Origin of the sequence: Wolbachia endosymbiont (group A) of Lypha dubia (assembly GCF_964028575.1) — a bacterium.
Lineage (GTDB): Bacteria > Pseudomonadota > Alphaproteobacteria > Rickettsiales > Anaplasmataceae > Wolbachia > Wolbachia pipientis.
In genome coordinates this window covers 682,397-697,756 of sequence record NZ_OZ034796.1, presented here as the reverse complement: position 1 = coordinate 697,756, position 15,360 = coordinate 682,397, and the positions used below count along the sequence as shown (strand labels likewise).

Annotated in this window: 6 protein-coding genes and 1 pseudogene; 3 read left to right on the top strand and 4 right to left on the bottom strand. The window is 35.2% G+C overall.

What is annotated here, in order from left to right:
- Positions 1 to 70: 70 nt before the first annotated feature.
- Positions 71 to 9,199: an ankyrin repeat domain-containing protein gene (locus tag ABWU72_RS03630; protein ID WP_353283885.1), complete on the top strand. Its 9,129-nt coding sequence runs from the start codon at positions 71 to 73 to the stop codon at positions 9,197 to 9,199.
- Between the two features lie 337 nt (positions 9,200 to 9,536).
- Here ABWU72_RS03630 and ABWU72_RS03625 read toward each other — a convergent pair whose 3' ends face one another.
- The 4 genes and pseudogenes from ABWU72_RS03625 to ABWU72_RS03610 all read right to left on the bottom strand — a co-directional run.
- Positions 9,537 to 10,319, bottom strand: coding sequence for an Rpn family recombination-promoting nuclease/putative transposase (locus tag ABWU72_RS03625; protein WP_353283884.1), 783 nt, complete (start codon positions 10,317 to 10,319; stop codon positions 9,537 to 9,539).
- Positions 10,316 to 11,863, bottom strand: coding sequence for a group II intron reverse transcriptase/maturase (gene ltrA / locus ABWU72_RS03620; RefSeq protein WP_006280223.1), 1,548 nt, complete (start codon positions 11,861 to 11,863; stop codon positions 10,316 to 10,318). The genes ABWU72_RS03625 and ltrA overlap by 4 nt, the downstream gene beginning before the upstream one ends.
- A 37-nt stretch (positions 11,864 to 11,900) precedes the next feature.
- Positions 11,901 to 12,044, bottom strand: a complete 144-nt coding sequence (locus ABWU72_RS03615) for a hypothetical protein (protein WP_173862902.1) — start codon at positions 12,042 to 12,044, stop codon at positions 11,901 to 11,903.
- Positions 12,045 to 12,498: 454 nt separating this feature from the next.
- Positions 12,499 to 12,750 (bottom strand): annotated as a pseudogene (locus ABWU72_RS03610) (PD-(D/E)XK nuclease family transposase); the annotation flags it as partial.
- A 137-nt stretch (positions 12,751 to 12,887) separates the two neighbouring features.
- Between ABWU72_RS03610 and ABWU72_RS03605 the strand changes: the two are divergent.
- A complete protein-coding gene (locus ABWU72_RS03605) occupies positions 12,888 to 13,811 on the top strand; it encodes a helix-turn-helix domain-containing protein (RefSeq protein ID WP_353283883.1) in 924 nt (307 codons plus the stop codon).
- A gap of 185 nt (positions 13,812 to 13,996) precedes the next feature.
- Positions 13,997 to 14,665 carry a RadC family protein gene (locus ABWU72_RS03600; protein ID WP_341810163.1) on the top strand — a complete coding sequence of 223 codons (669 nt, stop codon included), beginning with the start codon at positions 13,997 to 13,999 and terminating at the stop codon, positions 14,663 to 14,665.
- Positions 14,666 to 15,360: the final 695 nt, after the last annotated feature.

Genomic DNA, 15,360 nt, shown 5'->3' with positions numbered 1-15,360 from the left:
ATTGATATCTCTGATGGTTATACAATAAGCTTGGTATAGTGGGTTTAGTATAATATAATGAAGGGGGTTTATGTTCAAGATACAATATCCAACAGATCATCTAAAAAAAGAAGATGTTAATTCAAAGATTACTGAATTATCGGATGAAGTGCAATATATAGAGCAAGCTAGAGAATTTTCTCAACTTAAGCGTTATCGGAGATCTGATGTTGATTCCGAAAGTGGAAGTCAGATTAAGAGAATCGATGTTCCAGGAGACGGTAGTTGCTTGTTTTGGTCTGTTACTATGGCTTACTTAATACCCGTCAGAAACGACGATGCTTTATTTCGACAAAGGTATGAAGTACTATTTGGAAATGATGGAACTATAACCCAAAATTTAGATCATATTAGAGGTTTGGTTCGGAATTTAGGTGCTGCGAATTATGATGACACATTTGCAAATTTAGTAAGAAACTTATTTCGTAATCGAGTAGTTGATCACATAAGTTCTTATAGAAATGAGTTCAGAGATTTTGTTGAAGGTGATTTTGAGCGTTACTTGGAAAACATGAGGAACCCTGATACTTGGGGAGGTGAACCTGAAATAAGAGCAATGAGTGGAATGCTTAGCGCAACGATTAGTGTTTCTGGTGAGGTTGAAACTCAATATGGTAATGGAAATACTCAAATACAGTTATTTCATGTTGGTGCACCAGGTAAACGAAACCATTATAATTTTGGTCTTGAAAGGAATATTATTGATAATGATAAAGAGCTTGCAAAAGGCTTAAAAAGAGTCATGGGTAAAGTAAGACCACAAGACTTTGAGTTAATACAGTTATTGATGGAGGAAGCAGATAAAGAAGTTGGTATAAGCCGGCAAGATGAGGATTTTAAATCTTTTGAACCGAGATTTCAGTCATTTGTGGATCAGATTCCATCTTATTTACACTCTGTAGAAAAAGCAGGGTTTTTTACACACTTCTTCCTAGGTAGTTTTTCTACTTTGTTGGATACAGAGATGGCAAAAAAGCTAGACATCAAGGAGATTTATTTTAGCTTTGACGGTGCAAAGACTTTGAAGGTAGCTATTATAAAAAATGGTGAAATGAAGAGTCAAAAAGATGTGATCGATAAAGTAAAATTATTTGTTATATCAGAAAGTGGTTCTCATTCTTACACTCAAGAGTTTGATCAAGGTGAATTGAAGGAGGTATTAGGCAAGCTTTACTCTCTTATTGAAAATAACCTAGATAAAATTAAAGTTAAATCAATAAAAATCATTAAAGATGCCGGTCATCAGGGAGAAATAGTTGTTGATGTGAAAGATAAAGGAGTAGACATAGAACATAATTCTGAAGTTCAATTTAAAAAAGTGAGAAAAGGGTTATGGAGGGATCCCGAAGTCGATATAGCGAAGCTAGCTATTTCCAATCAGCGAACAGTTAAAGCATCTTTAAGGAGAATTCTTGATAAGATTTATACAATTCACTCCGAATATGCAGACTCACTAATCTATGCTAGCAGAGCACGTGAAGCAGCACATCATGGGTTTGCGGTAGGCGTTTTCATGAATTTCCACTACAGGTATAATTTTAGAGTCTACCCAGAGCAATTTGCAGGAAGGGGTTATGCAGATATTATCTTGCTGGCTCGTGGTCCTGATCGTGCATTGGATTCTATTCCCATTATTATTGAATTAAAAGCGGGAGCAGGTTCTAATGCTACTCCAGATAAGGCTTTGCAGCAAGCAGAAAAGTATGCACAAGGCTTTCAACCAAATATTCAGCGAGTTCTAACCACTGCAGATGACATTTTATGTGTTGGTGTCAATCTTGATAATCCATCTCCTATCTCTGATATTAAAGTATCAAATCGTGGGAAAGAAATAATTCCTCTTTTTCAAGATATGCTAAAATCTTCTGATGACTGGGATACGCAAAGGATTGGAACAATAGAATTAAAGGGACAGGTGAAAGATAATCTAGAACGTATTTATCATACGTTTCCTGGTACACCTGAGAAGGGAGATAAACATTATTTTAGTAGATTTTTACTAGGGCAATCACTATTGCTAAATAGAGTTGAAGATTTAAAAACTGGTTTTAAAAAATACATTTTTATCTATGGAGACAATATACCTACCGAGGTACGTCCTAATCTTCGTGGGTCTGGACGTTTAGCAGCTGAAAGAGCCAGGGAGAGATTGTCAGCTAATCTTGATGCGATTCATGCAGTTGTGACAATGGTGCTCATTCCAGAAAATACAGAGAAGTTGGTTTATGTAATAAATATTGTTGAAGCTAACAGAAAGGATGTTCTGAACGGGCTGGATGAAGTGCTCCCTCTTGATAGATTAAATAGAGAAATAGGGAATAGGGAAATAATCGAATTAAGTCTTAATTTTGATACTAGATACAAGTCAGATTTTAAAAGATATCTTACTATTTGGGCTGAAAAATACAATTCTTTACAAGAGTACAACAACGGAGCTGAGAGATTTCAAGGTACTTTCAAAGAAGTTCCTTATCCTAATGAGTTAAAAGAAACATTCGATAGAGCATTAGATATTCAATCTTTATCAATAGGAGGATATAGTAGATTATTAGAAAAAATTGGAGAAGGAATATTCCCTTTTAAGAGCCTCGTGAATAAAGAAGCTCATTTCCAGGGAATATTGAATGGAGCATTTAGTTATTATAGCGACCTAAAATTACAAGAATCACCAGAAACTAGGGCATTAGTTTTAACTGAGTTTCAAACTGGTAGAGGAGAACGTATTGACATGCTAGTTCATGGTATTAAGTTTGTGGCTCAAGGTGGAAATGCTGAGGAGTACACACCAATAGGGTTGGAACTTAAGACATCAAGGCAGGGCAAAGGAGCTAAAGCTTTATTGAGGGAAGCAAATGATCAAATAAATGAAGAGTATAAAGAGGGCGTTACCTATAAAACACTCACAGATGGTGATGAGGTGAAATTTATCGGTGTTGTTTTCGATAAAGGATCTAATAATCCAAATAAACTTATTTTAACAAGTAGGACAGCTAAGGAAGGATTTATTCCTGTTGAAGTAGTTCATAGTTCAGTTCATATGTTACCTGCTTGTTCTAAAGGAAAGAAAAGAGGACCTTCATTGCCAGAGTATCCACCAAGTAAAAAACCAAGAAGAGAAAGAAGTGTAAGTATGGCCTGCATAGATTCGTTTGATGAAGAAAAGATTACAGAGGAGGAAAAAGAACGACGTATCAAAGAGTTATTCAATGCTGACAAGGTAGCAGAAAGAGTAAAGAATATTGAGTTTTATGATCAGCTTTTCAAGGTTTCTCAGAAGATATCTGAAGGTGAAATTATAGATAAAAATGTTGAAGAAGCATTTGTAGCGAAGATCAAGGATGTAGACCTAAATTCGATAGATCCAGAGATTAGGGATATTGTGAAAGAAATGAAGGATAATATAGAGAACAAAGAAGAAGTGAAAAATATTCTGAGAAGATCCGGAGTAGCAGAAAAAATAGGAAAAGTAGCAGAAGGTGCAGGTCTTGCCTTTACAGCATTTTTAGTTGGTAAGCATATAGCAAATGGAGACATAGAGGGATTAGGCTACGATGCATTAAATCTCTGGGTAATGCCAAAAATTGGTGAAAAAATCTCTGGAAAAATATTAGAGTTAGGAACAAAGCTTGATTCTCAGATGTTGAAGGGATTTGCTCCAGTTATGGGACGTGCTATAGGTAATTTTGCGGCATTTTTAGGGTTAGCGGAGTCAATAAAAGCAAGGCAAAGTGCGACAGATCCTGCAGATATAAAGATTGCTGACCTAAACATCGCAACTAATTCTATCTTTATCGCCGCAGATGTCCCTGCGGTTGTTACTGAAACAATGTCAGTAGCAGGCTTAGAAACTGGAGTAGTAGGAGAATTTGCTGGTCCAGTTGGTGCTGCTGTCTCAGTTGCTGTTATTGTCATATCACAGTTTGTAGAAGCAGGGCTTGAGGTAGAAAAATTAGAAGAACAAATGAACCTTACAGATCAGGAAAAACATGATCTTTATTGGGATTTATTCTTAGGTAAAAAAGTACCTCATTATATAGAAGACAATATGGAAGTAAAAGAGATATATAAACAATATATATCGAAGATTGTAGATAAGTTTAAGAATGATTATTCCAGGATAGCTATATCCTTACCTCCCATTTCAGTTAAGAAAATAGAGTATGCTACTAATAATCAGCTTCGTCAAAAGAAAAGAGGTGTAGTGGATGACATAGATAATCAAATGAAACATTTATTCGATGCTTGCCGCATTAGAACAAAGGTTGTTGATAGGGAATTTGATTTTAACTTTACTGCTGCTGTGTCTTCATCTAATACAGGATACACTGATCACTATTCTAGAATAGTTCCTCACTCTCTTGAAAACTATAATATTGTTTGTGGGTCACGTGGTGATAATATAAAAGAACAAGAAGTATCTAGGGAAACCTGGCATAAACTACCAAGTGAAGCATTATGCGATGATTCTTCACCACATAAAGGTAAAGTATTAAGTACAGTAAAAGAGAAATGGTCTTTACAAGAATATCCACCTCACTGCCAAAACGTAGTTGTGTATAAGAACGAGAGTCCTCACAAGTATAAAACTGATATGTATTACATAAAATCTTTATATACCGATATACATATAAGTGAAGAAGGTAGCCTTAATCTTATTTTTTGGGGAACTCATGTATCTATTGCTGATTCAAGTAAAAAAGGAAGTGATAAAGTGGAAAATAGGTACTATTTTATGAGTCCGTTGGAGAGCTGTGATGTACAAAAATCAGGTAACAACTTCTTTTACATAGAAGATGATAGGCTTTCTTGTAACTTAGGAATAAATGGACAAAAAAACATAGTTGTAGTAAAAGGTGATTTTATAGATTCAAAAAATATACACTCTGTCATTGGCAGTAACGAAGCTAATCATATAGAAGTTTCTCATGCAGATTATGTAGACGGTAAAGGTGGCAATGATGTAATAACGGTAAAGAATTTTACCACAATAAAGGGTTATTTTGGTGATTCTATTTATGGAAAAGGTTTAGTATTATTGCCGATAAACTTTAATGATGTAGGTAACATAACCCACGTTAATAACATAACAAACATCTGTAATAAAAGTGGAGCCTTTATAAGTGTAGATAAACAAACGTCGGTAAAAACAGCAGATGGTTTATTTGTAACACCAACAAAAATAGATGATAAAACTGGCGTAGTAACAAACTTGCATGTGACAAAAAGCCTGAGTGGTGATGTTGTGTTAGATGATGAATTAGATAATTTACGAAAGATAGACAATTTAAACTTTAATATTACAAAGCAATTATCAAGTGCTAATTATCATAGTACTATAGGTAGTTCCAGTAATCATATTTTTTATCCTGATAAAGAGCATCATAATTTTTACTGGGAAGCTCCAAGTAATATAAGTCATCTTTATCTTTTCGATAACAGGAACGCTAATATTACGATTGCTCAAGCAAATGGCATATTGGATTTTAGCCAATTAAATTGTACATTAGATGATATGCCATTTACAGAGAATAATGAAGGAGAAATAAAGATTAACAGAAATAGCTTACACGTAACCATGTTGCCGAATTACAAAGATGTTACAGTTACATTTGACGGAGAAGAATATTACAAATTTCAAAATGGGGAACTAGAGCGAGATTATTGTTCTCATAGCTTAAAAATAGATGGAAGGTTTAGCGTTAATGGTACTGACCTTTTAAATTATCATAATTGTTTCACATTTGACTCAGACAAAGTACTTTTTTTGAAACTAAATAATAATTTGCTATTGCTATCAGATAGAGGAGCATTATCGATATCAAATTATTATTCTTCTGTTCACAAAAATTGGGATTTATCTGTAGAACTGAACAATAGAATTATAGAACCAGAAGAATTTGGAGAAAGAGCTGATGAATTTAGTTCTTTCAGGTATTATAAGCCAGATGAGCAAGGGTTACAGATTTATCATAATCAACCTATTAACAAGAATGATATTGGTTTAGTTGATTTGAAAGATAAGTCTATATTAGATTTCGATATGAAAGTTATGAATGATACCTTATTGCTATCACATAAAAATAACACTCTTGTAAAAGTAGAGAATTGGAATACTTACCAGCCAGCAAGAGAAATGATGTTCGGTTTTAATGATGCAATAGTTTATAACTCAAAGTGTATAGCTTCTATTTGTAACTCAGAAGATGTTATAGTGGAATTTAATAAAGGAAAAGAGGGAACACAATTGGATAAAGAATTGTCAGGTGCAGTACAAGATGGTGGTTTTAATAAAGTTCAAGGTCTTGTAAATCGAGGTGCTAACGTTAATGCTAAAGATAAAGATGGTAAAACCCCTCTACATTATGCTTCACGTTCTGTTCATCATTTAGGTATGGTGAAATATCTTATAAGTAAAGGTGCTGATATTGATGCTAAAGATAACAGTGGTAGAACTCCTGAAGGTGAGGAATATTATGCTAATTCTAATACAATGAGGCAAGTTTTTATGCAAGCACACTTAGATAAAGAATTGTTACTTACTGTAAAAAATGAAAAGGATCTAAAGACAATTAATGATCTTATTGCTAAAGATATTGACGACAGAACGCATGGCGGATTTTATTATACTTGGAGTGGTAACTTAGACACAGTAGAGTTTCTTGTTAGTGAAGATGTGAGTGTTAATGCAACTGATAAATATGGCTGCACACTATTACACTGGGCTGCATTGAAGGGTCATTCAGATATTGCTAAGTTTTTAGTTAGTAAGGGAGCTAATGCGAATGCTAAGGATGTACTTGGCAGGACTCCTATGCACTTTGCTGTTATGAATAATCACAAGGATATTCAAGATGTGTATGGTAGAGGACCTATGTACACTGTTGCTGAAAGCAACGATAAAGAGATTATAGAACTTTTTTTGATGAAAGGAGCAAGTATTAATGAGGCTGATAAAAATGGTGAGACACCACTACACTTAGCTTCTTGGGGTGGTCATTTAGGTGTGTTGCAGGATCTTACAAATAATCAAGCTAATATTGGTACTAAAGATAGTAGTGGCAAAACACCACTAGATATTGCTAGAGATAAGGGACATAATAATCTTGTACAGTACTTACAACAAACACAGTCAAGTCTGAATAGGGAATTGTTAACTGCAGTACAGGGTGGTGATCTTAATAAAGTTAAAGATTTTATAGGTAGAGGTGCTAGCATAGAGGCTAAGGATGAAGATGAATATGGTTGGACATCACTACACTTGGCTGCATCGCAAGGTTATTTAGAGGTTACAAAGTTCTTAGTAGGAAAAGGAACTAATATTAATGCTAAAGATAAGAATGGCAAAACACCGCAAGATATTGCTATTGATCAAAAACATGACAGTGTCGCAGTATATTTACAACAAACACAATCAGGTTTAAATGAACAATTATTGGTTGCAGTACGAGGTAATGATCTTAATAAAGTTAAAGATCTTGTAAGTAAAGGTGCTAGCGTGGATACTAAAGATAGTAATGGTTGGACATCACTACACTATGCTGCACGGAGAGGATGTTTAAAAGCTGCTGAGTTTCTTACTGATAAGGGAGCTAATATTAGAGCTAAAGATAAAGATGGTCAAATACCTCTGTGTGTCGCTGTTCAATATGATAGGCCGGGTATAATCAACTTTTTGTTAGGTAGAGGTACTAATATTGAAGCAAGTGACTTTCATGATAATACAGTGCTTAAGCTAGCCTATTGTATAAAAGGGCTTATGGACAAAACAAACAACAATGTACAATCTGACTTTCAAGAATTAAAAAGTAATTTACCAGAGTCAGTGAAGAATTTGGTATTTGCGTCACAGGTATGTATTAGAAATGTGGAGTATGGAAGGTACTTATATTCACCTAATAGTTATAGTCGTTTCCAATTTGACAATGACAGGCGGTATGTATTTACCTGGCCCTCAAAGGTAGGAAACGATGGTAAGTGGAAGGTTGAGCTTAGTGGTGATGATGTGTATCTAAAGAATGTGGAGTATGGAAGGTACTTATATTCACCTAATAATTATAGTCGTTTCCAATTTGACAATGACAGGCGGTATGTATTTACCTGGCCCTCAAAGGTAGAAAACGATGGTAAGTGGAAGGTTGAGCTTAGTGGTGATGATGTGTATCTAAAGAATGTGGAGTATGGAAGGTACTTATATTCACCTAATAGTTATGGTGGTTTCCAATTTGACAATAACAGGCAGTATGTGTTTACTTGGAAATCAGGGGAAAGTGTTACCAATGGTGTTTGGAAGATTGAAGATTGTGGATCTACTCGCAAGAGACGTGATATACAAGAATTAGAAAGTAAAGTGAGTTTAAATTCTAGTCTCTATGTTGATGTCAACATTACCAATAAAAATCATTCATCACGTAAACTTCTTGCTGTATATTCAAGTGATCAAACTGAAATAGCAACAAGCAGTGTAGAAAGACCATCTTCATGGATAAATGATTTGTTTAGTTGGGTAAAAAGCTCTGTAGGTGGGTTATTAAGTTCTAAGCCTGAATTACCTAAGGAAACATCAAGCACTCCAAGTCCAATATCACAAGTTGATGCATCAATGGATGTAAATGGTACAATAATGTTACTTGACTTATTGATTAGAAGGGTTACAGGTCAAAAGTATATTTCTAGAGTAGATCAGTCTATATCTCCACTAGAAGCACAGGGCTATGCATTAAATATTACAAAGGGATGTGAGAAAGTATTAGAGCAAGCTGGATTAAAAAGTGGTGTATCAGTACATCGATTAAATATTGATTATATGGGAATGCAGAAAGAGATTACTAGAAAAGTCATGAGTGGTAAATTTTATGAAATTTCGGGGATTTTGAAATCGTATGTAGAGAAAGCATGTCCTGGTGAAAAAGCTGGTAAATTAAGTCCGAAGAAATTTGAAAAGTTTATAGCTCAATTTAATAAGGGTCTGCTAAATCAATCAATAGAGCAGATATTACACAACAGAGATGGTAGATTAGAAGTTGATGGTACAAAAAAACAGCAGATAAGTTTAGAGCCTCAAAGTTATTTAAGTAATGCTTCAGTTCACAGCCATTCAGAAGTATCAACTTGTCTTTCTGAGATAGGAGTAACCAAGCTTGGAGGTAATATCAATAGGTAGGTTATAATATAAGAGGTGCAGCTATAAAATGCCAAGTAGTGGAAAATTTAAAGTGAAGGTAGCCAAAATAATTAGGGATACCAGACCAAGTTTGATGGTCCTAATAGTAAAATGGATGAAGTAGACATTAAATGCTAAGTGGTTAATGTGTTTTCCATATTGAACTTATAGCACATAGCTTTGATATAGAAGTTTGGGTAATGTTATGATAGTAATTTATATAATTCTATGTGCAATCTTTATAGCCATTTTAGACAGTTCACTAGATTCTTAATTAGGGGATATGTCTAACTTAGAGAAGGTTTTCATAAATGTTGAAGTGAATAAGTTGTAGTATTTATGTTTTTTCCCTGAGTTGTAAAATTTCAGAATGAGAGAGACCGGTAATTTGAGCTATAACATCTATAGGGACACTGGCCTTGAGTGAGTTTTTGGCTACTTCAATTTTACCTTCAATTTTACCTTTTTGATGGCCGATTTGGATGCCTTCTTGTCTACCTTCATGTTTAGCATCATCAAGACGTTGTTCCAAAATAGCCTTCTCTTTCTGTACACTCAATATTCTTTCTTCATATGCGATCAAATCCTTTTCATTCCAGCGAAACCTGTCTAATTCATCATATGCTAGCTTTATTATCGGAGCTTCTGCTGCTATCTTTTTCAGATCTTCATCAGTTGTTTCCTCTGCGTATTTAAAAAAGAAACACCACCTCTCTGTAGTATTCTCTAACTGCTCTACTCTATTTTTTGTAAATTTAGGCAACTCAATAAAGACAAATTGTAGATCTTTTAAGTAATGACCATTGGTTTTGATATCCCGTATATTATGAGTAGAAATATAGTCAACTTCTTCAGGCAGAAGGTTACAATTGGAAATAGCAATAAAAAAGACTTTCTGAAGATCAATGTAATTACCAGATTTATCTAATTGTCTTGAGTAAGCCTTAGCAGCATAAAGTTGAGCACGTTTTTCAAAGCCTTTATCACGAGCGAGCTGGTTAGGTAAGGAAGTAGTATTGCTACTACTCCCTCCCTTAGAAACGCAGCATGCAGGTTTCCCCACACTACGCTTGAGCCCCTTATCTAAGTCCTTCTTTTCTCGAACCGGCTTGTCCTTCATGATTCCTCAGAAAACATCATTCTTAATGGTGACACCAACAGTAGAGAACCTTCTCTTGAGAAAGAGCTTGCTAACATTTTTGTTTGTTTCACTCTTTCATCAAAATACTTTTTCCATTTTAAGTCAAGTGGATTTGCATCCGCCCTGATTTTAACATGTCGTCTGATAGGTATATCAATCAACCTAAGCAGTCTTAAATACCTTATCTCTTTCGGTTTGTTCTTGCATATGGGTGCAGCAAAGACCCATTGGCGTTGTTTCATTACCTTGAAGTAACGATTCTTTATCCAACGTAATCCTTTACGAGGATGTCTTTTCTTTGCCCATTTCCATAGAGCACACATAATTTCATGGTCTATTTTGTTAAAAGCTCTTTTCGCACACACATGGCTGTAGTAATTTCCCCATCCCCTTAATAGGGAATTGAGCAACTTGATTAGTACGGCCTGAGTGTTCGCTATGTTTGCCTTTATCAATGTACGTGCTTTATTAAGAAGTTTCTTAATACTTTCTTTTGAAGGTTTTATAATTAACTTCTTATTATACCTGCGTACATTACAACCAAGAAAGTCAAACCCTGTTGTAATAGATGTAATTTTTGTTTTCTCTTCGGAAAGGATAAGACCTCTCTCCTGAAGAAAGGACGATACTAGAGGTTTTACTTCATTTTCCAGTACTTCACGTGTGATTCCTGAAATGATAAAGTCATCTGCGTACCTGATTACATTTACTCCACTTCTGATTTTGCTTCTTCTTTTACTGCCAAGTTTACCAAATTGACTTTCCAATGATTTTTCAAGTCCATTTAGGGCTAGATTTGCTAGTATTGGAGAGATGATACTACCTTGTGGGGTACCTGCAGTTGTGGAATACAGAGTTTTTGATTCTAGGAAGCCAGCTTTTAACCAGCTATGAAGAATTTTCTTCTCCATAGGAATATGCTTCATGAGCCATTCATGGTTAATGTTATCAAAACACCCTTTAATATCACCTTCGAGTATCCATTGTAGTTGGTTACGGCTTGCCAGTAACAAGTGACAAGCCACAGTAGCGTCTGCGCAGGATCTTTTTGGTCTAAAACCATAAGAGTGACGATCACTGATCGTTTCAGCTATCGGTTCCAAAGCAAACAAGTATAATGCTTGCATGGCTCTATCTTTTATCGTAGGGATTCCAAGAGGTCTTCTTTTGCCATTAGACTTACTGATGTATATCCGTTTTAGCGGAGAAGGTTTGTATCCTCTTTGTTTTAATAGCTTTATTCCTTGAAATTTTGTGTTGCAAGTTGACCATATTTGACGATCTACACCTGCTGTGTTTTTTCCTTGGTTTTCAGTTACTCTCTTAACCGCCAAAGCTTTGCCGCTAAAAGAGCGTGTGAGAAGGTGTTGTAAAGTTTTCACCTTACCCCATCTGCCTTGTTGGACAGCCTTAACAATACGCCTCTGTAGCCTCATAACAACTTTTTGGCATTTCTTCCAGGGTAACTGGTTCCATGCTTCGGAGTTATTGGTAGGTGCACTTACAGTTGTACTTGTAATCATCTGCTTTCCTACCTTAAGTGGTTAACAAAGTTTCTTGTCATGAGGGACCAAATGGAAGTCTGCTCGTTTTCACGCGAATTAATGTTACAAATTCTATCCATTTCGTTACAAAATGGCATTCGCTTTCTCCATTATCCTTTACCTGCACATCCATCAGCATTCCTTGCGGGTTGCCTGCCATATAGGCGAAAATACAGGCTTATCCTGTTCCTTTTGTCATACAATAGTGGGTTAGGTGGCTTCTCTATACCGGTGGAATTATTATTTGCGTACATCCAGAAATGAAAAATGTAACTCATCCACATTACCTTTTGGTCGGAGCTTATCAGCATCTTTAGCTCTTTAATCGTTACGATACTTATGAAGCTTCACTTACGTTCACCATACCACTAAGCCTAGCCCTCCAACCACATGATGCTTGTAGTTTATGCTTTCTCTCACGATTGAGCATCTTCTTTATCAAGAGGAGGTTCATTGTCCGCGTCGCTCGGCACCAACTGGTTACCCAATTCGCACTGATGCGTAGACTCAGATGGCAAAACATCTGGTTCAATAAGCTTTAGAATCCTTTCAGTTTCTTTCTGAATGAATTCCTCTCCTTTTAAACAATATGACCGAAGGCTTTCAGGTCGCACCATTTCGATGACAAATCTATTACCAATAGAGTCTTTGCAAAGAACATCAACAATGCTTTGCTTGTCAGAGGCAATTTCAGGATCCATGATGGTACTAAGGAATTCAATTTCCATTATTTGATCAGAAGTAGAAAAGTCCAAGATATCGTTGAGGAAGTGGATGAGGATGAGGATATTTTTATTCTTTTCAGAGCCAAATATTTTCTTAAAACTAAGGTCGTTTTTTGGATCGAGAAACTTCGAAAGAGCCATGAGAAAGTAAGATAAAAAGCATTAATAATTATACACAATTGTGAAGAAATATTCAACTAAAATTCAAACATAGAAAGAAGCATCCCTTTTGTATATCTTTATTTGGTAGTATTAACCTATATAATATCTATTTCTGTATGGCAAAGCATACTACTGTTTCCATAAGGTACCAAATAGCGCAAAAAGTAAGGATCTGGAGGTTAAAGCGAAAATATACTCTGAAAGACTTAGTAGACAAAACAAGCATAAACTATCACACGCTGCTAAGATATGAGCAAGGAACATGTGGTATTCCAGTTGAAAAGTTAAAAATCATAGCAGAGTCGTTATCAATCCCTATTAGAAATCTCTTTCCAGGACGAAAAGTGCTAAAAGAAAATAGTTGTTTCGAGAAAGCTAAGACCGAGGAAATGTATAATTTCATAGAAAAATACAAAAAAATAGAAGGACGCAAAGCAATTTACGCATTAACCAAATCTATCCTAGCTGAGGAAGAAAGTAATGTAAAAGCAGCAAGAATAAGAATTGCAAAGAATCTAGTTAAGGCGGGGTTTGATACTGAGATTATCTATCGAGCAACAGGCTTATCAACTGAAGAATATGCTGATAAAGAGAGATACGAGCCAAACGGAGGACAAGAGATAAAAAAGTGGAGAATAATAAGGGGATATACTCAAGAAGAATTAGCAAAAAAGCTAGATGTAGGACCCTCGCAGGTACATCATTATGAACAAGGTAGTGTTACTCTTTTAAGTGAAAGGTTATGGGAAATAGCAAAAGAATTATCAGTGAATGCTGAAGATCTGATAAAGGAAGAAGATAATTATGAAGATGGTGAAGCAGAAAATGAGTTATTAAGTTGGGCGAGGGAATATAGAAAAATTGGCAATCAAGAATCACGAGATGAGCTAAATATATGGGTAGAATTTTTATTGCAAAGAAAGCAAATTTACAAAGAGAAGATTGATAAAATAGAGGGAATGAAAGTTGCAAATAATTTACTCAAGTTAGGTTTTTCTACTGATGTTATTTCTAAAATAGTAACAACTTCTTTTACATAAAGGATTAATTTTCAATTAGATAAATAAGCATCTGTTAATATCTTAATTTTTTGATGAAAAAATAAGTAAAAAAGATTGAAAAATTGATTTGACTTCACTCGAAAGCTATGGCTTTATGCCAAGACTGCTAAAAAAGTAGCAGTAAACAATTAAAAACAATTTGTTATTAACGAGGAGTATATTTTATGAATAATAGTGAAAAACTTACAGAAGAAATAGAGAGAGTACTACAAAGCGGAGGAGGAAGTGCTCTATTTGATCGCGAAATAGTGGCAGTGCTTCTAGGAGCAGTTCATGACAGAAAGCAAGCACAAGATGTGACTAAAACTTTAATGGATAATTGCCCAGGAATAGGAGAAATTTTAGGGCGAGAAATCGATGACCTGAAAATGATAGACGGAATGACTGAACATGCAGCCGCAGCAATTGAATGTGTTAAAGAAGCTTACAAGAGGGCACTAAGAGAAGGGTTAAAGAGAGGCCCTGTAATGGATAGCCAAGAAAAGCTCATAGAATATGTAAGGGTAAGTATAGGCTTTTCAGCAAAAGAAGCTGTCCAGATAATATATTTGGATACACAGTACCGTTTGATAAGAGACGAAGTGTATTTTGGTACAATAGATGAGGTGCACCTATCTGAAAGGAAAGTGGTAAAAAAGGCATTATCAATGGAGGCAGCATCGATAATATTAGCTCACAACCATCCAGGAGGGAGTTTAGAACCATCAGAAGATGATAAAGTTATGACTAGAGAATTAGTGTCAGCATGTCAAGGGGTGGGAATTGAGCTAGAGGATCACATTATTGTGACGGACAAAGGATATTGCAGCTTTAAGGAAAGAGAGCTGCTATAAAGATGGATGCCAAATTTTTCAGGTTTGGGAAGTTTGGCTACCACTGCTAGTGGAAACAATACGAAATATGAATATAAGTGCTTTAAGAAAAGCGTATTTCTATAGCTGAGATTTGGAAAAAGACATAACAAAAGTTGTAAAACATACAAGATCTTTGTATAACTTGCATGTTAAGTTATAATAAACGAATAAAAGCCCAAAAAGCTCTATTCTTTTGTTATAAATAGTTGCAAACCATACAAGATCTTTCTAATATTTGTATATTAAGTTAATAGTAAAGCAATAAATTGCGCTATAGACTTAGATAATATGCTTAATATAGGAGGCTTATATGGCTAGTAAAAAAATTACAATGGTTCGAAAAGACCCAAGTAAAAAGAATCACAAGTTCAATATTAACCGCAAGTTATTGGGTAAAATATTTAGTGCTCTTGAGGGCATTGATATACAACCGTCTAACTTTGTGAGCAAAATTAATAACCAGAATCCTGGAGGTACAATGCCTTCCCCTAGTAGAGATGGTCGCGAAAACCAAATAAACTTCGAAGAAGGACTTGACCGTATTTATGGCACAAAACCAGCAAGTAATCAAGAAGATTATCCAGAGGGGTTAAATCCATTTGCCTCAGGCCTGCAAAAAATAAAGCTAAGTGCAAGGGAAAATAAAAAGTTGAGCTGGTTTAAAAGTGCAGTGG